The 20,707-nt window shown below is 40.4% G+C and carries 22 protein-coding genes and 1 other annotated feature; of the genes, 4 read left to right on the top strand and 18 right to left on the bottom strand.

Annotated elements, in window-relative coordinates; genetic code table 11:
- Position 1 precedes the first annotated feature (1 nt).
- Positions 2-1,141 carry an amidohydrolase gene (locus AC4HAO_RS02315; RefSeq protein ID WP_491134461.1) on the bottom strand — a complete coding sequence of 380 codons (1,140 nt, stop codon included), beginning with the start codon at positions 1,139-1,141 and terminating at the stop codon, positions 2-4.
- A 421-nt stretch (positions 1,142-1,562) separates the two neighbouring features.
- Here AC4HAO_RS02315 and AC4HAO_RS02310 point away from each other — a divergent pair, with 421 nt between their 5' ends.
- Positions 1,563-2,477 (top strand): LysR family transcriptional regulator, encoded by a 915-nt coding sequence (locus tag AC4HAO_RS02310; protein ID WP_491093154.1) that lies wholly within the window; start codon positions 1,563-1,565, stop codon positions 2,475-2,477.
- A gap of 158 nt (positions 2,478-2,635) precedes the next feature.
- Here AC4HAO_RS02310 and AC4HAO_RS02305 read toward each other — a convergent pair whose 3' ends face one another.
- The 16 genes from AC4HAO_RS02305 to AC4HAO_RS02230 form a co-directional block, all read right to left on the bottom strand.
- Entirely contained in the window at positions 2,636-4,207 is a 1,572-nt protein-coding gene (locus AC4HAO_RS02305) for a hypothetical protein (RefSeq protein WP_491134460.1), read from the bottom strand.
- 336 nt (positions 4,208-4,543) lie between these two features.
- Positions 4,544-5,326, bottom strand: coding sequence for a tryptophan synthase subunit alpha (gene trpA, locus AC4HAO_RS02300; RefSeq protein ID WP_491134459.1), 783 nt, complete (start codon positions 5,324-5,326; stop codon positions 4,544-4,546).
- Entirely contained in the window at positions 5,323-6,537 is a 1,215-nt protein-coding gene (trpB, locus tag AC4HAO_RS02295; protein WP_491134458.1) for a tryptophan synthase subunit beta, read from the bottom strand. The genes trpA and trpB overlap by 4 nt, the downstream gene beginning before the upstream one ends.
- On the bottom strand, positions 6,534-7,172 hold the full coding sequence (locus AC4HAO_RS02290) for a phosphoribosylanthranilate isomerase (protein ID WP_491093150.1): 639 nt from the start codon (positions 7,170-7,172) through the stop codon (positions 6,534-6,536). Before AC4HAO_RS02290 ends, trpB begins: the two co-directional genes overlap by 4 nt.
- Entirely contained in the window at positions 7,159-7,926 is a 768-nt protein-coding gene (gene trpC, locus AC4HAO_RS02285) for an indole-3-glycerol phosphate synthase TrpC (RefSeq protein WP_491134457.1), read from the bottom strand. The genes AC4HAO_RS02290 and trpC overlap by 14 nt, the downstream gene beginning before the upstream one ends.
- A complete protein-coding gene (gene trpD / locus AC4HAO_RS02280) occupies positions 7,923-8,936 on the bottom strand; it encodes an anthranilate phosphoribosyltransferase (protein WP_491093148.1) in 1,014 nt (337 codons plus the stop codon). The genes trpC and trpD overlap by 4 nt, the downstream gene beginning before the upstream one ends.
- 19 nt (positions 8,937-8,955) lie before the next feature.
- On the bottom strand, positions 8,956-9,519 hold the full coding sequence (locus AC4HAO_RS02275; protein ID WP_491134456.1) for an aminodeoxychorismate/anthranilate synthase component II: 564 nt from the start codon (positions 9,517-9,519) through the stop codon (positions 8,956-8,958).
- A complete protein-coding gene (gene trpE / locus AC4HAO_RS02270) occupies positions 9,516-10,871 on the bottom strand; it encodes an anthranilate synthase component I (RefSeq protein WP_491134455.1) in 1,356 nt (451 codons plus the stop codon). Before trpE ends, AC4HAO_RS02275 begins: the two co-directional genes overlap by 4 nt.
- An 8-nt stretch (positions 10,872-10,879) precedes the next feature.
- A complete protein-coding gene (locus AC4HAO_RS02265; RefSeq protein ID WP_491134454.1) occupies positions 10,880-11,179 on the bottom strand; it encodes a chorismate mutase in 300 nt (99 codons plus the stop codon).
- 320 nt (positions 11,180-11,499) lie between these two features.
- Positions 11,500-11,742 (bottom strand) — a binding site (T-box leader).
- Between the two features lie 125 nt (positions 11,743-11,867).
- Positions 11,868-12,038, bottom strand: a complete 171-nt coding sequence (locus tag AC4HAO_RS02260) for a hypothetical protein (RefSeq protein ID WP_491093144.1) — start codon at positions 12,036-12,038, stop codon at positions 11,868-11,870.
- Between the two features lie 125 nt (positions 12,039-12,163).
- Positions 12,164-12,331: a hypothetical protein gene (locus tag AC4HAO_RS02255; RefSeq protein WP_491134453.1), complete on the bottom strand. Its 168-nt coding sequence runs from the start codon at positions 12,329-12,331 to the stop codon at positions 12,164-12,166.
- A gap of 620 nt (positions 12,332-12,951) precedes the next feature.
- Entirely contained in the window at positions 12,952-13,359 is a 408-nt protein-coding gene (locus AC4HAO_RS02250) for a hypothetical protein (protein WP_491134452.1), read from the bottom strand.
- A gap of 835 nt (positions 13,360-14,194) precedes the next feature.
- Positions 14,195-14,626 carry a hypothetical protein gene (locus tag AC4HAO_RS02245; RefSeq protein ID WP_491134451.1) on the bottom strand — a complete coding sequence of 144 codons (432 nt, stop codon included), beginning with the start codon at positions 14,624-14,626 and terminating at the stop codon, positions 14,195-14,197.
- A 232-nt stretch (positions 14,627-14,858) separates the two neighbouring features.
- Entirely contained in the window at positions 14,859-15,125 is a 267-nt protein-coding gene (locus AC4HAO_RS02240) for a Blp family class II bacteriocin (RefSeq protein ID WP_491134450.1), read from the bottom strand.
- Positions 15,126-15,405: 280 nt separating this feature from the next.
- Positions 15,406-15,588 (bottom strand): Blp family class II bacteriocin, encoded by a 183-nt coding sequence (locus AC4HAO_RS02235; protein WP_491134448.1) that lies wholly within the window; start codon positions 15,586-15,588, stop codon positions 15,406-15,408.
- Between the two features lie 18 nt (positions 15,589-15,606).
- Positions 15,607-15,798: a bacteriocin class II family protein gene (locus AC4HAO_RS02230; RefSeq protein ID WP_491134447.1), complete on the bottom strand. Its 192-nt coding sequence runs from the start codon at positions 15,796-15,798 to the stop codon at positions 15,607-15,609.
- Between the two features lie 271 nt (positions 15,799-16,069).
- Between AC4HAO_RS02230 and AC4HAO_RS02225 the strand changes: the two genes are divergently transcribed.
- The 3 genes from AC4HAO_RS02225 (at position 16,070) to AC4HAO_RS02215 (ending at position 19,308) form a co-directional block, all read left to right on the top strand.
- On the top strand, positions 16,070-18,217 hold the full coding sequence (locus AC4HAO_RS02225; RefSeq protein ID WP_491134445.1) for a peptide cleavage/export ABC transporter: 2,148 nt from the start codon (positions 16,070-16,072) through the stop codon (positions 18,215-18,217).
- A gap of 10 nt (positions 18,218-18,227) precedes the next feature.
- Positions 18,228-19,004 carry an HlyD family efflux transporter periplasmic adaptor subunit gene (locus AC4HAO_RS02220; RefSeq protein ID WP_491094174.1) on the top strand — a complete coding sequence of 259 codons (777 nt, stop codon included), beginning with the start codon at positions 18,228-18,230 and terminating at the stop codon, positions 19,002-19,004.
- 145 nt (positions 19,005-19,149) lie between these two features.
- Positions 19,150-19,308, top strand: a complete 159-nt coding sequence (locus tag AC4HAO_RS02215; protein WP_447452291.1) for a hypothetical protein — start codon at positions 19,150-19,152, stop codon at positions 19,306-19,308.
- 43 nt (positions 19,309-19,351) lie between these two features.
- Here AC4HAO_RS02215 and AC4HAO_RS02210 read toward each other — a convergent pair whose 3' ends face one another.
- Positions 19,352-20,707 (bottom strand): sensor histidine kinase, encoded by a 1,356-nt coding sequence (locus tag AC4HAO_RS02210; RefSeq protein WP_491134444.1) that lies wholly within the window; start codon positions 20,705-20,707, stop codon positions 19,352-19,354.

The following is a 20,707-nucleotide window of genomic DNA, read 5'->3' as shown; positions in this document are numbered from 1 at the left end:
ATTAGCCTCCAAAATACTCTAACAAATACAGAGCATTTTCTACATAGTAATTTACCGCGATAGGAAGGGCCTCATCCTTGACCAAAAAATCATCATGATGCCAGTCAGGAGCTCCATCTGTCCCATTAGAGCCAATAAAAGCGAAGACACCCGGAACTTTTTCCTGATAAGCAGCAAAATCTTCACCTCCCGTAGAAGGTAGAACGCTGAGAACCTCCGCAAATGTCTTGGAATTCTCAAAGATCAGCGGTGTTAAAGTTTCATCGTTATAGGTTACTCTTGGTGAATTTCCCCATGTAATCTCTGCTCGAGCACCAAATTGCGCTGCCGTTTGCTCTACGATGGCGGTAAAGCGCGCGATCACCTTTTCTCGAATTTCAGGACTAAAAGTGCGAATGGTCCCTTCAAAGAAACCAGTATCTGGTAGAACATTCCAGGTTGTTCCAGCATCTATATGCGTAACCGAAAGAACTGCAGAGTCAAAAGGAGATACGGTACGAGAGATGATAGACTGCAAATTGTTTACGATACTTGTAATCGTTAAAATTGTGTCGACCCCTAAATCTGGGCGGGCAGCATGACCACTAATGCCTGTGATGCTCACCTCAAATTGTTCTACTCCTGCCATAATAGCCTGGGGGCGCAGTCCAATTTGTCCTGGTTTTAGGTGGGGATTATTATGATAACCAATAATAGCGGCTACATCATCCAGACCACCAGCAGCTATCACTTGATGCGCGCCTTGAAAATTTTCTTCAGCAGGCTGAAAAATGAGGCGCAGAGTCCCTTTGAGCTCTTTTTCCCTAGCTTTTAGTAATTCGGCTGCTCCTAGGAGACTGGTTTGGTGCAAGTCATGCCCACAAGCATGCATGGCACCGTCATTCTTACTAGCATAATCCAATCCTGTTCGTTCGTGGATAGGAAGGGCATCTATATCAGCTCGCAGAGCAATGATAGGATGACCGAATCCAATTTCAGCAATTAAACCTGTTTTTAATCCACTATCAATTACCCTAACGTCCAGTTCTTCTAATTTCCTTTTTAGATAGGCTGTTGTCTCAAATTCATGCTCCGAAATCTCTGGATGCTCGTGAATATAACGGCGGATCTTCTGAAGTTTGTTATAAAATTCATCTGCCATCACAACTCCCCCTTACCAATTAAAAAAATTTATTCCCATCATATCGAAATTCCTTTTTCTTGCCTAATCTATATTTATTATTACTGAGTATAAGTTTTCTTTATATCCAAAACTTTTATGCTAAAATAAGAACACTCACAAGAAGACTACTTATGCCACCGTATTTCATATATGAGTTTGGCTCGCATTTATCATATAAAAAAGCCCTGACTGGGCTGCAATGCTTATGGTAATCACTAATTTTCTTATCTTGTTGAACTCTCTGGGCTTTGCTTGTGAACGATAGGGGTTCGCCTTTCGTAAGAGCCGACAGTCTAGAAGACGAGGCTTCTGAAGTCTATTGCTAAAAGACAAACATAACAAAGAAGATTGATTTCTTTAGAATCATTTAATGACTTAGTATCTTAGGAGGAGGTCGTGTATGAACCTTTTGCAACTGCGCTACATGGTCGCGGTAGCTGAGCATGGATCCTTAAACAAGGCTGCTATCGCCCTTTATATGACGCAACCCAATCTATCAGGTGCTATTCGCAATCTTGAAAAAGAACTGGACATTCATCTTTTTGAGCGGACTAATAGCGGTATGGTTCTAACTGAAGAAGGACAGGATTTTCTCAAGTATGCCAAACGTATTCTAGGTGAAGTCAAACTTCTGGAAGAACGCTACCAGAAAGATTATCTCAAAAGTTTTACCGTCTCTAGTCACCACTATGACTTTCTGTCAGAACCATTGGCCTATGTTTCGGAAGTTTATGAAGATGACTATCAGGATTTTCAATTAATTGAGACAACCACTCGCCAAATTTTAGAAAGTGTTGCCTCCTACGAAAGTGATTTAGGCATTATCTACCTCAATGATGAAAATCGACGTTTTCTTACACGCCATATAGCCGATTTGGGATTGGAGTTCACATCTCTGGGAGATTTCAAAACACGCATCTTTTTAGGTAAGGATCATCCGCTGGCAGACCAAGAGGTCATCAGCGAGGAAGATTTGACGACCTACCCACAGATTCGTTTTCAGCAGGAAAAAACTGGTATGCATTTTGACGAGGATCCTTTAGAAATCAACCACTATCAAAAAATTATCTATTCCAATGACCGCGGAACTGTCATGAATCTGCTGCGGGCTTCTGAGGCTTACGCTTCTGGCCTTGGTATCGTTAATAGCTTTATGCGTGAACAGATTGTGCTTATTCCTTTAAAAGACAGCCCCTTGCATACACTGGGCTACGTCCGGCCAAAAAAAGCTAAAAATGCTGCTATTATCGATACCTTCATCACTCAAGTCCAAAGGAGCTTGGCTGAATTTAGGGATCACGAAGAAAACAATTAAGAGAAAAAAGCCGGTATTAAAGTAATTTATCCTAAGTTCTATAAAAGTAGATGCCTGTGGATAAGACAAGTAAAAACAGACTTCTCCTAGTTCTTTTCAGAAGAAGTCTGTTTTTAAAGTTCGTTTCGCTTTTTACTACATAGATAACTGACTTGCTCTTAAAGGGGGACGATCGTTCCATTGCCCTCCGCATCAAAATGGTAGGTTACTCCGCCAATAGTTAGGGTCATATTGCGGACACGTTCACCAGTGTCAGGTGCATAGTAGCGAGTTACACCATTTTCTTTAACAAGCTCTCCCTTGACTTGCCGGCCATCATGACGGAAATAAACAGATAAGCCGTCAATGGTCTGCTCGCCTGTCAAGGCATAGCCCTCTGTACCGAAATAATAAGTGTTGCCATTCTTTTCAACATAGCGGTTTTTCCAAGCTATTCCTGTTTCTGGATCCATATAATAAATATGGCTGCTGCCCGGAATCGGATCGTTATAGTCAAGAGCGTAGGCTAGGTCACCTCGCACTTGCGCTCCACTGTGGTACTTTCTGGTTGGTGAACCAAAGTAATAAATATTACCATCAATAATCTGAAGATCTGTTACTCTTTGTCCCTTCTCATTAACATAGTAACGATAACCTTCCCGCGTTTGGATAAACCTCGGAGTCCCTGCCACATCCGTTACTTGCGCACCAGTATCAGCATCATAGTACTGGCCGGTATCGCCGTAACCGGAGAATTCTCCTTTAGCTTGCCGACCATCCGCAAAGAAGTAGACCTTAACACCGTCAATCGTCTGTGCTCCGGTTAGCTTATCTCCCTTTTCATCTACGTAATACCAGTTTCCATCATGCTCTACATAACGCTTAGTCAGCATAGCCCCGCTGTTTTTATCATAATAGTGACCATCGACTGCAAAATCACCCTTGATTTGCTCACCTTGATCGTTAAAGTAAAGCTTTGCCTGATTAACAATTTGAGCACCCGTGACACGTGCACCATTACTGTCATAATATACCCAAACATTATTACCAGCTTGGCGGAAACGATCGGCCCATTTTTGACCATTATCTTCATCAAAATAGTAGAGACTACCATCAAGTTCTACTTCTTTACCTTTAGCTTGGACACCTCTATCATCAAAATAATAAGTGTGACCATCTATAACTTGAAGACCAGTAAGATTATTGCCTTTTTCATCTACATAATACCAATTTCCTTGGTCATCACCGTGAAAACCTTGATAGAGAGGCTCACTAGTGGCTGTCAAAGGAGAAGCATCTCTTTCGGTAGTTGCTTTAGTATTAGCGTCAGTCGCTATTTGACTACTGGTATTGGTTTTAGCCACACCTACTCCCTGCTGTTCTGCCGTTTCACTAGTAGACGCAGAAGAGGTATCACTGGCAACTTCACTAGAACTGGCTTTCTCGGCCGCTTCTCTATCGCCGAAATTTTCGCTGGATATTGTCTGTGTTACAGGCTGGGAGGTCTGAGCCACTGCAGTCTCTGCGCTGGAGGCTTCCATTTGAGGTTGAGTTGTCGGTACCTTTTCGCTAAGAGCTGCTTCTTTAAGATTGGCAACTGTTTCAGCCCCTTTATCGGTATCCGATGACAGGGTATCTGCAGAAGCAGGATCTGCAGCAAAGGTTGCGGCAGCCGCTAGGGCTGTTACGCATGATAACTCGACTAGGTGTTTTTTGGCAAATTGCCAAGATGATAATGTAACATTCTTCATAATTTAATCCCTTTCTTTAGAGACATTATAAAGAAAAATTTAACAATTGCAAGCACTTTCTGAAATATTGGAATTTTTTGTCTTTTCCTATTTAATGAGTAGGTCTCAACGGTCAAAATTACGGTTCAAAAATTTAAGTCCCTGACTAGGCAATTTTAGACACTGCTTTTATTTATTTCGAGATCAATTCCTGACAAAGGATAATAGTGAATTGCACCCCATCTAGTAGATCTTTTGTCTAACTTTTGGAAAGCCATTCAGCTCAATACAAAACTTGCTTCTTGGCATAAATTAACTGTCCAACTTTTTGGGGGTCAGTCCATAGTGGGAAAACTTTTATTTTTTCAATTGTGAACCATAACGGATAAAGTCGGCCAATTCTTCCTTTTGATGTTCATGCAAACCTTTAACGATTTTTGTTCCAACAATAACACCATCTGATACCTGATTAAAGCGAACAATATCATCTTTACTAGATACACCAAAACCAGTTAAAACAGGAATCTGAGCCGTTTGGTGGAGACGGGCCAGATGACTGTCTAAATCATTGCGGTAGGAACCAGATTTTCCAGTCACCCCATTGATTGCTACAGCATAGATAAAACCTTCTGCATCATCAATCAAAAGATCTTGGCGCTCTGGGCCTGTAGTCAGACTGACCAAGGGAACTAAAGCAATATCTGTTTCTTTTAGATAAGGCTTGAGCAGATTTTCATTTTCGTGAGGCAAATCCGGAATAATCAGCCCTTTAACGGATGTATCCGCCAGCGCTTGAATAAAGGCTTTTATCCCATATTGGTAGACAGGATTAAGGTAGGTCATGATGATGAGAGGAACTGCAGTGGCTTCTTCCTGCAGTTTGTTAATAACTGCTGTCAGGGTTGTTCCCTTAGCCAAGCTACGCTGACCTGCTAACTCTATAACTGGACCATCCGCAACCGGATCGGACCAAGGAATCCCAACTTCAATAGCCGAAGCCCCATTGGCTTTTAAAAAATCCAGTGTTTCAAACAAACCATCTATCCCCTTATCATGATCACCGGCCATGATATAAGGAACAAAGATGCCCTTACCTTGATCCTTAACAGTTTGTAACGTCTTGGTTAATGTTTTACTCATCTTCTGCCCCCTTCTTCCTGTGCTTCCAAACGCTCTTTAACCTGTACGACATCTTTGTCACCTCTCCCCGATAGACACACGATAATAGATTGGTCTGAATCCATATCTTTAGCAATCTTTTGTGTTAAAGCAATAGCATGGCTGGACTCCAATGCGGGAATAATTCCTTCCAAACGCGATAAGAGCTGGAAAGCTTCTAATGCTTCTTGATCAGTGATAGCGTAGTAGCTGGCACGGCCTAGCTCTTTGAAATGCGAATGCTCTGGTCCAATACCGGGATAGTCTAAACCAGCAGAGATCGAAAAGGCCTCCATAATTTGACCGTGAGCATCTTGAAGAACATCGATAAGCGCTCCGTGTAAAATACCAGGGCGACCTTTTGCGAAGGTGGCCGCATGCTTTTGCGTATCTAATCCCAGACCGGCCGCTTCTGCTCCATACATAGCTACTTCTTGGTCATTGACAAAAGGATGAAAAAGTCCAATAGCATTTGACCCACCACCAATACAGGCAAGAACCGCATCTGGCAAACGGCCATCAGAGATAGCAGCGTACTGACGCTTGGCTTCCCGACCAATCACCGACTGAAAATCACGGACAATCTCTGGAAATGGAGCTGGCCCTAATGCCGAACCCATAACATAGTGGGTATCATCAATGTTAGCAACCCAAGCTCGAAGGGCTGCATTTACGGCATCTTTCAGGACACGCGAACCGTCAGTAACAGCGTGCACCTTGGCTCCTAAAAGTTCCATTCGAAAGACATTCAAAGCCTGACGCTTAACATCTTCTTCTCCCATATAGATGGTACATTCCATATCAAAGAGGGCTGCAGCCGTTGCTGTAGCGACTCCGTGCTGACCTGCACCTGTTTCGGCAATAATTTTTTGCTTGCCCATACGTTTTGCCAGCAGCACTTGTCCTAAGGCATTGTTAATCTTATGAGCTCCTGTATGATTTAAATCCTCACGTTTAAGGTAAATCTTCGCGCCACCAATGTGTTTAGTCAGGCGCTCAGCATAATACAGGGGAGTCTCGCGACCTACATAATCTTTCAAAAGGGCATCCAACTCTCCTTGGAAAGCTGGATCTTTTTGGGCAGCTCGATAAGCTTCCTCTAACTCAATAATCGCTGTCATCAGGGTTTCCGGAACAAACTGACCGCCATAAGTTCCGAAAAATCCCTTGGTATCTGGTCCTTGATATGTCATGCTTTCACTCTTTCTATAAACTGTCTAATTTTTGCTAAATCCTTAATGCCATTTGTTTCAACACCTGATGAAACATCAACAGCATAAGGCTGGAAAATCGCTATGGCATCCTTAACATTCGCACTTGTCAATCCTCCAGCAATAAAGTAGGGAAGCTCTATGCCATGGATATCCAACTGCTGCCAATCAAAAGTCTTCCCTGATCCAGAAACTGGAGCATCAAAGAGAAGGAAGTCCGCATTTATTTGATAATCGTCAATTGACCCAGGATGCATCCTGTCCCTACACTTGCCTTTAGTTTTTCCCGCTCTACCTTTTTCTGCCGAAACCGGCAGCGCTCTAATAATAGGAAGAGAAACTTGATTCACAATTGCCTCATCTAACTGTCCATGGATTTGTACCATATCCAGAGGTACTGTCGCAATAGCCTTTTCTAATTCTGTCAAGCTGGGACTGACAAACACTCCTACTTTACCCACCCTATCTGGAATTACTTGAGCTAGTTGTTTGGCTCTATCCAGACTAATCTGACGCCTGCTTGAGGCAAAAACAAAACCAATAAAATCCGCACCTGCTCCCACAGCTGTCTCCACAGCCTCTACGGTAGACAGTCCGCATATTTTAACCTTTGTCAACTTGCAACTCCTTTACTTTTGCTGATAAATTATTTGAGGTCATCAAGGCTGTACCAACAAGGACAGCATTGACATAAGGGGCTACCTGCTCAACATCTTGACCAGTGAAGAAACCTGACTCGGACACATAAACAGGAGCTGTTTTAAAATGGTCAGCCAAAACTTGTGTTGTCTTCAAACTGACTTTAAAGCTAACCAAATCTCGGTTGTTAACCCCGATAATTTTAGCCCCTAGACGGTGAGCAATCGCTAACTCCTTGGCATTATGGGTTTCCACCAGCACTTCAAGTCCCAGTTTATTAGCAAAAGCATAAAGCTCTTTCAAGCGTTCCTCTGCTAAGGCTGCCACGATCAGCAAAATGACAGTGGCACCAGCGTTGCGACTGCGAATAATCTGTTTTTCATCAATAATGAAATCCTTGGCTAAGGTCGGAATACCGACAGCCTTAGAAATCTGACGCAGATAGTTAATATCTCCCTTAAAAAATTGAGGATCAGTCAGAACCGATATCATGCTGGCTCCTGCTGTTTCGTAAGACTTAGCCTGAGCCAGAACATCTACATCAGGATTGATATCTCCGAGGCTAGGACTGGCTTTTTTTACTTCAGCAATGATCTGTACCCTGTCCTGATGAGTTTGTAAGAACTCATAAAACGAATAAGTCTGGCGCAAAGGCTTTATATCTTCTAGCGCTAACTGGGCGACCTCTTGCTCTTTTTCCTTTAAAATGCGGGGTAAAAATGTCTGATTCATACCTGTACCTCTTGTAATTGACGTAATTTAGCCAAGGCTGACCCATCAGCCAAAAGCTGGCGTGCTAAGGCTATACCCTTTTGAATAGTAGCAACTTTGCCATTGGCGTAGAAACCTAGGCCTGCATTGAGAACTGTTGTTTCTAAATAAGGACTGTCTTCATCCTTAAGGACACTCAACAAAATTTCAGCATTTTCTCTGGCATCACCCCCGCGAATATCCGCTAATTCGACTTTTGGCATTCCTAAATCTCGATAAGAGAACTGACCCTGACTAATCTGGCCATTCTCCAATAAAGTATAGGTATTTTGTCCGTAGAGAGCTGCTTCATCCATGTGATCAGGCCCCGTTATAACCATGGCACGCTTACGCCCTAGCTTTTGCATAACTTGAACAGCCATTTTCTGTAATTCTTCACGATAGATCCCCATCAATTGTGTCTCCAAGTCAAGTGGGTTAGCCAAGGGACCGACAAGATTCATCACTGTTGGGATTCCCAAGGCTTTTCTAGCCGGACCTATGAAGCGCATGGCAGGGTGCATACTTTGCGCAAAGATAAAAGCGAGCCCTACCTGATCCAGGGCCTTTGCCAAAGTCTCTGGACTAGCGGCAATATTGATACCTAAGGCTTCCAGCACATCGGCTGAACCTGATTTCGATGAGATCGAACGATTTCCAGCCTTAGCAACCCTAATGCCGCCTGCCGCTAAAACGAATGAGACCGTCGTTGAGATATTAAAGCTATAAGATTGATCGCCCCCTGTCCCACAATTGCACATGGCATCTGTGAACACCTCAGGCAGTACAAGGGCATGTGCTTTAAGCGCCTGAACAATCCCTGTAATCTCATCTGCCGTCTCTCCTTTAACCGCCAGTCCTAGTAGAAAAGCGGCAATCTGACTTTCAGTCAGCTGATCCTGCAGAATAGCATCAAAGAGGCCTTTTACTTCGTCTTGTGTTAAATCTTCCTGTCTGCTTAATTCTTGATATATCTGCTTTAATGATTCCATTGCTGTCTCCTTATTTATCTTAGCTGACTAAGCGGACAAAATTTTCAATCATCCGCAAACCGTCTGGTGTCCCAATACTTTCTGGGTGAAATTGAAGTCCGTAAATTGGCCACTTTTTATGCTGTATAGCCATAATCTCATCGTCATCTCTAGTCTTAGCTGTTACGACAAAATCTCTGGGTAGATCTTCAATAACAATTGAGTGGTAACGCATGATGGGAACAGTTTGGTTCAAACCTGTAAAAAGAGGTGAGTCCTCAATAAGCTCCATGTCGCTTTGCTTACCGTGCATGACCTGTTTAGCAAGACCCAAGCGTCCGCCAAAGGCCTCTGCTAGGGCCTGATGCCCCAAGCAGATCCCCAACATGGGCTTAGATCCGGCAAAACGCTTAATTATATCTTCCATCTCACCTGCTTCTACCGGCCAGCCGGGGCCAGGAGAAAAAACCAAGGCTTGAGCCTGCTCTGCTTTTTCTAGCAGCCTATCAGCATCATTTCGCACGACTTCTATATCTGCAAATGCACCTAGATACTGTGCTAAATTATAGGTAAAGGAATCATAGTTATCAATTAATAGAATCATAGCTGATCTCCTATTTTGGTCATAGCCTTTGCTTTATTAATGGTTTCATAAAATTCATTTTCCGGTTGACTGTCATAGACAATCCCTGCCCCAGCTTGAACGTAAGCTTTATGATCTTTAAGAATCATTGTCCTGATAGCGATAGCAAAATCCATATCACCCGTTGCTGATAGATAGCCAATAGCTCCAGCGTAAATGCCGCGCTTTTCTTCTTCCAGCTCGTAAATTCGCTTCATGGCTCGGATCTTAGGGGCTCCTGAAACAGTACCAGCTGGTAGGGTAGATTTAAGAGCCTCCATAGCTGTCAAATTAGGCAGGAGCTTCCCCTTGACAACACTGGTTAGGTGCATGACATAGCGGAAATACTCTACCTCCATCAGTTTGGTAATACAGACACTGCCTACCTGAGCTATTTTGCCAATATCATTGCGTCCCAGATCAACTAACATACGGTGCTCAGATGTTTCCTTAGCGTCACTAGACAAGTCCTGAGCCAGACAGATATCCTCTTGTTCGTTTTTCCCTCGTGGCCTAGTTCCAGCGATCGGATTAGTTGTAACCACGCCATTTCTAACAGAAACTAGACTTTCCGGACTGGCCCCAATCACCTGATACTGACCAAAATCATAAAAGTAAAGATAGTTAGAAGGACTAGTCACCCTTAAATGACGATAGTAATCAAGCGGATCACCACTAAAATCAGCTGAAAAACGCTGGCTAAGCACACATTGGAACATATCACCTTGACGAATCAAATCTTTGGCTTGAGCCACCATTGTTTCAAAATGCTCCTTTTGAATATGGTTCTTAAAATTTAAGGTTTGCAAATCTTGGGGGGAAAACTCATTGGGTGCTGCTGTCTGTAAGTCATCAATAACCTTAGTCAGGGCTAGACGCTGTTCATCAAGCGAGCGTTGACTATAGTTGTTATCCTCAACGACGTAAACCTTTTCTTTTTTATGGTCGAAAATCAGGTAAGATTCATAGATAAAAAATTGCATATCCGGTGTTCCAATAGTATCTTGAGGAAGCATCCCAATATTTTCATAGAGACTAATCATATCATAGCCGACAAATCCAATTGCACCGCCAGCAAAAGGAAGATCACTACTTTGCCCTGTCACTGTTAGCTCGTGAAGGTAGTCAAAGGGGTCTTGAGCAATCGGCTGATCATTGCAGGTTAGCTGACCGTGATTGTAGATAACATTATAGACCGGATTGTAAGCAATAATTGAAAAACGAGCATTCTCCTTTTCACGCGGAATGGACTCCAAAATCACCTTATGCTCACCTTGCACGCGCATGTAAGCAAGAATTGGGGTTAAAATATCAGCATTTAATACCTTTTTCATGATTAATCTCACTTTCTATTCATCTCATTGGTGTTGCTATTGACTGGCAACTCTAAAGCAGTGAAGGCTTCAATCATAACTTGCCAGATAGCAAGCGCAATATCTGCTGATAGGCCTAACTCTTCTGACTCCTGCTGCCTGCTTAGAAGGACTTGCTTCACTCGCTCAGAGGCAGTGACAGCTCTTTTGCTTCCGACAGATTTTAGCCACCCAATTCTCTCGACTATCTGCTGACGCTGTGCTAAAAGGATTAATAAGTGATGATCTAATTGATCAATCTGATTTCGGAGTTTCTGGATATTTGTCATAACGATCACCTATATCTAAAAAATTAAATGAGTCTTGGAAAAGGAGATGAACCTATGTTTCAGCTAGTAACCCAGACTGTTAAATGGGACTAAGGCATGTAATACAAAAACGCCCTCACGCAGACAAAAATATCCTGCATGAGGGCGTTATAGCAATAACACGGTGCCACCTCAATTGGCAGAAAATCTCTAAACTTTTTCTGCCATCTCTATCTCCTCCAACAAGGAGCTGCACGATAAGGAGTGCCTGCCTGAAGACTATGCTTTATCTTCACCTGCTAAAATGGTAATAAAAAACCTCACACAGAAAAAAACATCTGTGTGAGGGCATTATATCAATAACGCGGTGCCACCTCAATTGGCAGAAAATCTCTACACTTCTTCTGCCGTCTCTATCTCCTCCAACAAGGAGCTGCACGATAAGGAGTGCCTACCTGAAAATTATTGTTTATTTCCATTTTTAGATAATCAGCCCAATTTCGCTCCTATTAGCTACCTGTTCACAACCACCACAGGCTCTCTGAAAACTGCCAAGAGGTACTTTTCTGATTTGTAAATTATTGTACACCAATCTGAGCAGAAGTCAAGTATTTTTTAACTCTTAGCTCAGTAATTTATCAAAAATTAATACATTTCGTTGACACTACGGCATTTAGCTTTAATCTTTTTAGTTTGATGCGCTTTTAGTTTAACCATTCTGTCTATTTTTTCTTGAAATAAACTTATATAGTAAGGCCGCCAGAATATAAACTAGGCCAAAAAGAAAACCAATTTTTTCGCCCCACAATCCAAAAACCATTCCTACTGCGAACCCTGCTAAAGATGTTATCATTACTGAAGTCTGAGTAAATTGCTTCATAACTCACTCCTCTCACTATTAAGAGCTTCGTTGTCCATTATTTCAAACTGTTCAAATATTTTAATTATGATAAACTCCTAATTTTCAAAGAGAATCTACCATACTTTACTTTTATTACGATAGTTTTATTTATCTTTTAGCGTTCTTCTACCCTTAGAGTAGATACCAAATAGCAATAATCCAGTTCCTACTACACCTAGAACTTTCCGCCATAATTCTGGTGAATCAAATAACAAATGAACTCCCCAAAGTGTAACGAAAAGAGCGAAAAATAATCTTAGTTTTGCTGTCATATTTATAGCGAATGCCTCCTTTGAATGTTTGTTTTATTTGGTTGGTCAACCAACACCCTTAATATACCCAAAATTTTGGACTGTGCACGTCTATGTCATGAACGGTCGTTTTTTCACCCTGAATGGTAATTTTTTTTTGAAAAATTGGATTTTTTACCATTCGCAACAAGAATAAATATTTCCCTATAAATTACTATCACCTTATTATCTTTTGATTCTAATATTAAATGGAAATCAAGGCAGTAACACTTACCCCCTCCCTTATGAGTAAGATTGTATATGAAAATAATGGAAGACTAATTGTAATAATAATTTTTCTCCATATTTCTTTTGAATAAACAATCGTTTTCATCCAAAAAAGAGCTGCTATTAGGATTCATAAAATTATTAACTGGGGAAAATAGGCTTAACAACAAAATTAGTAAAATACATGATCAGCACTAAAGCTATCAAATATTATTTTTTCTGAACTTAGCCTTCCTGTCCTCTTTAGCAATAATAAAATAAACATCATCATGATTGCCGTTATTATATATAAGATAAAACCATTTAGAATCAGCTAACGCTACACCTATGGAAAACTTCGTTAAACTAACATAAAAAGATAATTTTATTAACAATTACTTTTTCAACTTCTCAATAGTCCAGTCTAACAATGAAGCAATAGCCATCAAAAACATTAAGACAAGGTAGGTATTCATCAAAGGCTCCTGCTTTATCTTGTACAATAAAAAATTTATGATAGCAAATCCTATAAAGCCAGATAGATAAATTTGTGCTGATAGGCGACTGACGTACAAACGACTAGATTTTATTTCAAAAGCTTTTGTCAAAATAAATTCCATCAATAAACAAATAAAAAACACGAATTCAAAGGCCAAAAGATGATCCATAATATCTGTCCTTTTTTGTAAACTCACACATACTTTTATGCCCATAAGAACAAGAAATAAAATAAGTAAAACGACGGTAACCTTACTTTTATTGAAATCGAAACGATGACTGGAACGCTTTTTACCTTCTATCACTTTTATATCCCCTCTATTTAATCCAACCATACTATATAAATTAGAAAAATTCAGTACGCCCAAATTTATTAAAATTGCTAATATCACTATTTAAACTATAGTTCTCTTGCAAGAATATCTACCAATATAACTCCAATCTGAAATCATTTTAATTTATAGCTTAAAAGAATCAATAGATCTAGTAAAAATATAACAAATATAAAAATCAAATTCATATCAATAAGAGGAACTTTTTTCACGATGCTTATAATGGTATTTATAGCGAATACTATGAGCAAGGCGATACCTAGAAAAATCGTAACTCTCTTTATTAAAGTATATTCAGCTGAGCTAGTTTGAGTTGGAGTTATATTAAAAAGCTTTCTTATCTTTTTCACCAACTAATCCTCCATTATTCTTTATTAATCAGTCCATAACTTTCATATGTTTTTCGTTTATTTGATTGTCAGTACTCTTAGTATACCTCGAATATTGTCCCGTGCACGCCTATTCCCAGAACGGTTAAATTTTACCTGAATTTTTCTCAAATCCAACTGGTCCATGATATAAAATTAGACCTGATTCAACCTAAAAAATAAAGCAGCAGCTTTTAAATAGCTACCTCCTTACCAAAGGTTAATGATTCCGAATCCGAAGATTTCATTATTTTCATTTTTTCAACACACATCAAACAAAGAGGAAGGAGGGAAAAAGCAACAGATGCGCCATACCTTTTCCTCACTTCCTCAATTGGCAATGATACCTTTAGCTATAGCTAGTTCAGTCAGCCCTTTTAGCTATGCTGGCTGTACTAATATTTTTTCAAAACATCTGCCACATAATTGACTTCTATACTTTATTTTCTAGAATCTTTTTCTACCTTTCTTCGCTTAAATTCTTTACACAGTTCTATGCTATTCCAGAGAATAATGAGTAAGACAATGCCTATAAGCAACCAATAGACTTTATTTACATCATTATCCGTATTATTTAACATTTTGAAAATCAAAACGATAAGAGAGAGCGTCAAAGCTATTAACACCGCTACATTTTGCTGAAGTGTATTAAAAATTAATAAGGGTTCAGATCTCGCTTCCAGCTCCTTTTTTACCAAATAGGACAACAAAACAGTTGCCAATAATACCAGAGCTGCCGGTAACCAAAAAAGTATAGATTTTCCATAATATAACCAATTATATGTGACCAGAGCAGCTATAAAGGCTACGGTTGTTAAAACTAGATAGAGCCAACGCAAACTCTGAGTGGAGATACTCTTTAATTTTTTCATATTATTTCCTATTAATTTTTCTATCAGAATTGAATCAAGTTCTTAATAAATTCACATTATACCCGATTTTTAACAGCAGAGACATGGACACTTGATATTCTAAATAGTGTAAGCTAAGCTGAAATAAAACTCTATTGAAGAAGAAATGGACAATGCCACTGTATCAATCAGAAATTTAATCCTGAATTTACAATTAGCATTGCCCTCCACTGCTCAATTTAGTGTGGAAAAACTACAGATCCAACTGCACCAACTCCGGCACATCCAGCAAGAACATATGGATGCCACACACCATTCGACGCACAAATCGAATGAGCCCCCAAGTACCTACACAATATGGAGTAATAAGAGTTGCACCTGCCAGTCCTCCAATTGCTGCTGAAGCAGTTGCACATATTCCAACAGCTGCGACTGCTTCTCCACCCGATACCTTCCCACCTTCAACAGCAGCGAGAGCTTCGTTGTCCATCATTTCAAATTGTTCAAATACTTTAATCATAACAAACTCTATTTCTAAGAAAATCTATCATACTTTCGTTATGGCAGGATTATTTATCTTTTAGTACTTTTCTATATTTGATGTAGATACTAATTGCACACAATAGTCGACATCTCGTTTCTATTATATAGTTATTTTTCTTTTAAAATGGAAAGAACAATTACAAGAAGAGATACCGAAACCACTAGCAGCACTAAAATATCATCGAAAGATGATATCAACGCTTTTACGCCAAATAAAGTTAATACCAGAAACACTTTTATGTATTTCTTCAATCTCATTAGCAAAAACTAGCTGCTGCAACTGTACCTGCACTAATGGCAAGCGGAATTCCTGCTCCCCCTGTTCCAAGTGCTGTTGCCCCATAAATAGAACCAGCTACAGCTGCGGCACAAACAGGGTTAATCTTACCGCCATAAATACTTTCCAACGTTTGATTATCCAATTCTTTATAAGCTTTCATTATTTACTTCTCCTTATATTATTGACATAGTCTTAAAGCCGTTGCACCACCTAAAACGGCTGCTCCTGCAGGTCCTCCTCCAAAAGCAAAACCAGCACCAGCCATTCCAGCAGTACCAAGAACACACCCTAAAGAGGCTTTCCCACCTTCAACAGCAGCGAGGGCTTCGTTGTCCATCATTTCAAATTGTTCAAATACTGTCGTATTCATAACGAATACCTCCTTTGAATTTTTATTTTATTTGGTTGGCCAACCGACACCCTTAGTATACCCAAAATTTTGGTTTGTGCACGTCTATGTCGTGAACGGTCGTTTTTTCACCCTGAATGGTAATTTTTTTTCGAAAAATCGGATTTTTTACCATTCGCGACAAAATAGGAACCATTCACGACATGGATAAGCAGACTCCTAGTCATTATGACATAATAGGATGTTGACATGATAAAAATCAGACAAAACTAACAGAAAGGAAAAAGGATTAATGTTCTATAAATTTATCCCACAAATTGATGCTCGAGACTGCGGGGTTGCAGCACTGGCATCAATCGCCAGACATTATGGTTCAAACTACTCCCTAGCCCACTTGCGCGAGCTGGCCAAGACCGACAGGGAAGGGACGACTGCTTTAGGAATTGTAGAAGCTGCCAAAAAGATGGGCTTTGAAACACGCGCTATTAGGGCGGATATGGAGATGTTTGATATGGATGATGTGCCTTATCCCTTTATCGTCCATGTTAATAAGGAGGGAAAGCTTCAGCATTATTACGTCGTTTACAAGGCTAAAAAAGACTATCTCATTATTGGTGATCCTGACCCCAGCGTCAAAATCACCAAGATGAAAAAAGAGGTTTTTGCAGACGAGTGGGATGGGGTCGCTATCTTTCTCGCACCTCAGCCCCACTACAGACCTCACAAGGATAAGAAAAATGGTCTCTTGAGCTTTATTCCCCTTATCCTGCGTCAAAAAGGGCTCATCTTCCAGATTAGTTTAGCTAGTTTACTTGTCACTTTAATTGATATCCTTGGTTCTTACTATCTGCAAGGAATCTTGGATAATTATATTCCAAATCGCATGCTATCGACCTTGGGAATTGTATCAGTTGGATTGATCATCACTTATATTATTCAGCAGATCCTGACCTTTTCCCGTGATTACTTACTCGTGGTATTGAGCCAGCGATTGAGTATTGACGTTATTCTATCTTACATCAGGCACATTTTTTCTCTGCCCATGTCCTTTTTTGCGACCAGACGGACGGGTGAAATCACCTCACGCTTTTCCGATGCTAACTCTATCATTGACGCTTTAGCCTCAACCATTCTCTCCATCTTTCTCGACTGTTCTATTCTCATTATCGTCGGTGGTGTTCTGCTTTTGCAAAATACTAATTTATTCTTCCTGACCTTGTTTTCCATCCCCATCTATACCATCATCATTTTTGCTTTCATGAAGCCTTTTGAAAAAATGAATCAAGATGTTATGGAAGCTAATAGTATGGTTAGCTCGGCTATCATTGAAGACATCAATGGCATTGAGACTATTAAATCTCTCACAAGCGAAGAAATGCGCTACCGCAATATTGACAGTGAATTTGTTGATTATCTGGATAAATCATTTAAACGCAGTAAATATGAAATCCTGCAAACAGCTTTAAAAAAGGGAGCCCAGCTTATCCTAAATGTCCTTATTCTGTGGTTTGGTTCGACCTTGATCATCTCTAATAAAATTTCTATCGGTCAGCTGATTGCCTACAACACCCTCTTAACGTATTTTACTAATCCTTTGGAGAATATCATCAACCTCCAGACAAAACTACAATCTGCCAAAGTTGCCAACAACCGCCTGAATGAAGTCTACCTCGTCTCATCCGAATTTGATGATGAGCAAGCGACAGAAAAAGATATTCAACTTCTCACGGGTGACATTACTTTTTCAGATGTTTCTTATAAATATGGTTTTGGTAAAAATACCTTATCCGATATTAACCTAACGATCCGGCAGGGCTCCAAAATCAGTCTAGTTGGTATCAGCGGTTCGGGTAAGACAACCCTAGCAAAGATGATTGTCAACTTTTTCCAGCCTAATACAGGAGATATCACCATCAACGGTCTAAATAGCCGTCTCATTGACAAAAAAATCTTGAGACAGCATATTAACTATTTACCGCAGCAGGCCTATATTTTTAGTGGCAGCATTCTTGAGAACCTTACGCTTGGGGCAGACGACACTATTACCTCAGACGAGATCAGACAGGCTTGTGAATGGGCAGAGATTCGTAAAGACATCGAAGAGATGCCTCTGGGTTATCAGACAGAACTATCAGATGGTGCGGGACTATCTGGCGGGCAAAAACAGCGCATTGCCTTAGCACGAGCGCTCCTGACTAAATCACCCGTTTTAGTACTAGACGAAGCAACTAGCGGTCTTGATGTTCTGACCGAAAAGAAAGTCATCGATAACCTAATAGCTATGAAAGAAAAAACAATCATCTTTGTTGCCCACCGTCTCAGTATTTCCGAAAGGACAGACAGGATTATTGTTTTAGATCAGGGACGCATTATCGAAACCGGTAACCATGAAGAACTTTTAAAACAAAAGGGCTTCTATTACCAACTCTTTCATAAATAAGGAGGTAAAGATGGATTCTAAATTATTCAGTAGTTCAGAATTTTACAGACGGCGCTATCAAAATTTTGCTACCCTCACAATCATTCCTACAGCCTTGCTTTTTGCCCTCATTACGCTATTTTCGCTCTTTGCCACTAAGGAAATCGTCGTAACTACAACTGGGCAGGTTACTCCAACTAGTGATGTGATTAGTTTGCAATCCGTCAGTGACAACACTATTGCTAGGAATAACTTGGTAAATAACAAGAGCGTAAAGAAGGGGGAGGTCCTCTTAAGATACACCAGTCCCTCTCCAAGCGAGCAAATGCCTATATTGAATGCTAATGGGCAAGGCTCCCTTCAACCAGCCAATACCCAAATCCAGCTAACAGCTCCCAGCGATGGGATTTTGCACCTAGAAAAAGATTTCACTGGTCAATCAAACATTGCAGCTGGGACTACTGTCGGCAGCATCTATCCAGATATCAAAAAAGTTAAAAAAGCTGCTATCACCTACTATGTCGATTCGAACTACATTTCCAGTATTAAAAAAGGCCAGCACGCTCAACTGACCCTGACTAATGTCGAACACAAAAATCTCATGATAACTGGCGAGGTCACGAGCATTGACACTACTGCTACCGTTACTAAAAGTGCAAACCTCTTTAAAGTTACTGCTACAGTCAAGCTATCAGATAAAGAGCGCTCGCAAATAAAATATGGCCTTCAAGGAAGGGTCACGAGCATTATTGGCAAAAAGACCTATTTTAACTACTACAAAGACAAGCTTCTTGCTTCCTTTGGCTAGCTGCCTGCTCATATTAAAAACACCAAGATGAGAATTATTAGTCTTATTTCTGTACTTTTACATTTCTACCAAAAAGACTTATTTCACTTTCATCAAGAAAAACCTGTGCTATACTTAGACTAATAAAATATAAAGGAGTATACTTATGTCCCACAAAACTACATTATCATCTTTAGATCGTTTTACCGAACTCACACCTGCCGAAAGCGCAGCCATCACTGGCGGCGGTAATTGGTTTACAAACTGGTTTAAAAGTTATCGACCCCAAAAAGCCACAGTCACTGTATTTAAAATGAAAGATTAATAAAATGAGACCCCTAGCTGGGTCTCATTTTATTATAACCTACCTATATCGTATCGCCAATTTCAATAATCTGCTGGAAACTGCCATCCCGCGCACTGGTCTTTAAGCTAGCATGAGGATGGGCAGCTAAAAGCTCCCTGACATTAGCGAGACCCCAGCCGCGTGTTTCTCCTTTAGAGGAAACTCCACGTTGATAAAGCTGGTCTAGGCTATCTGGTTGATCTGACAAACTGTTTTCGATAATCAAAACAGTCTTACCCTTGTCATAAAAATAAGAAAGACTTAGCCACTTATTTTCAGACTCGGCAGCAGCCTCTATCGCGTTATCCAATAAAATTGTCAGCACACGGATAAAATCAAGCATTGGAAAATTGGGCTCACCAATTTCTTTAATAACCTCAACGTTTACGCTAATCCCCTGATTATCAGCCTGATGCAGCTTAGAAATCAAAACGCTCTTAATAGCATCGCTGTCGATTAAAGAGAGCTCTGCTACGGCAAACTGATCTGACTGAAGAAAATTTCCTGAATCCGCTAATACACTGTTAAAAGTCTTGCGAACACTGACCATGTCATTACGATCAATGCCTTGCTGCAGACTGATTAGGATATTCATATAGTCATGCCGAAAAGCTCTGATATCACGATAAAGATGTTCAATCTGATGATTGTAATCCGTCAGGCGCTCCAGTTCATCCTTCTGCTGCCTAGCCAGCCTTCCTTCCAGATAAACCGTTATCCGCTGATTGAGAACGGCGATAAAAACGAGAACAGAGACCATAAAAATGAGACTGAGGTACTTCCTGATGGTCACTGTTGTATCATTAGAAACCAAGTGCGCGGCTGTTAAATTATAAGAAAACCACTGGATAGCATAGTAGACACTTAAGATAAAAACCGTCGGCTTAATAATAGGGACTAAAACAGTCTGATCTTCTACCTCAGTCATACGTCTAAAATCCATTTTCAACAGCCTGATGAGGATTTCATTCAGCATAATTGTGCCCAGACACTGCAAACCAGTCACAAATATGATGAGCAAAGGGCTCGAAGATTCAAGTTCAACAACATTTGGATAAACTATCGAAAAAATATTGAGAACTAAAAACCGCGAAATAATCTCAAACATTACCTTGGGATAGAAAGCCACAAATAACTTTAGCCAAATACTGGATCCAAACTTTCCAAATTTATTGGCTAGGAAATAGAGAAGAGCGACATGGAAGAGGTAATCTGAAAAAAGTAGTAGCCTAGTTGGAAGATAGCCAATAGTTCCTATTATCAGAAATAACCCCTTATAGATAAAAGGCACCTTAATTCCGGAGGTTCTCTCAAATATAATCAGGCAGGTTAACAGAGTGACCACAACATTAAAGCACATCAGCATTGCAGCAACCAT

The organism is Streptococcus sp. ELY_137, assembly GCF_058314515.1.
Note: the sequence above shows the minus strand (reverse complement) of the source record. Positions and strands in the feature narration are given on the sequence as shown.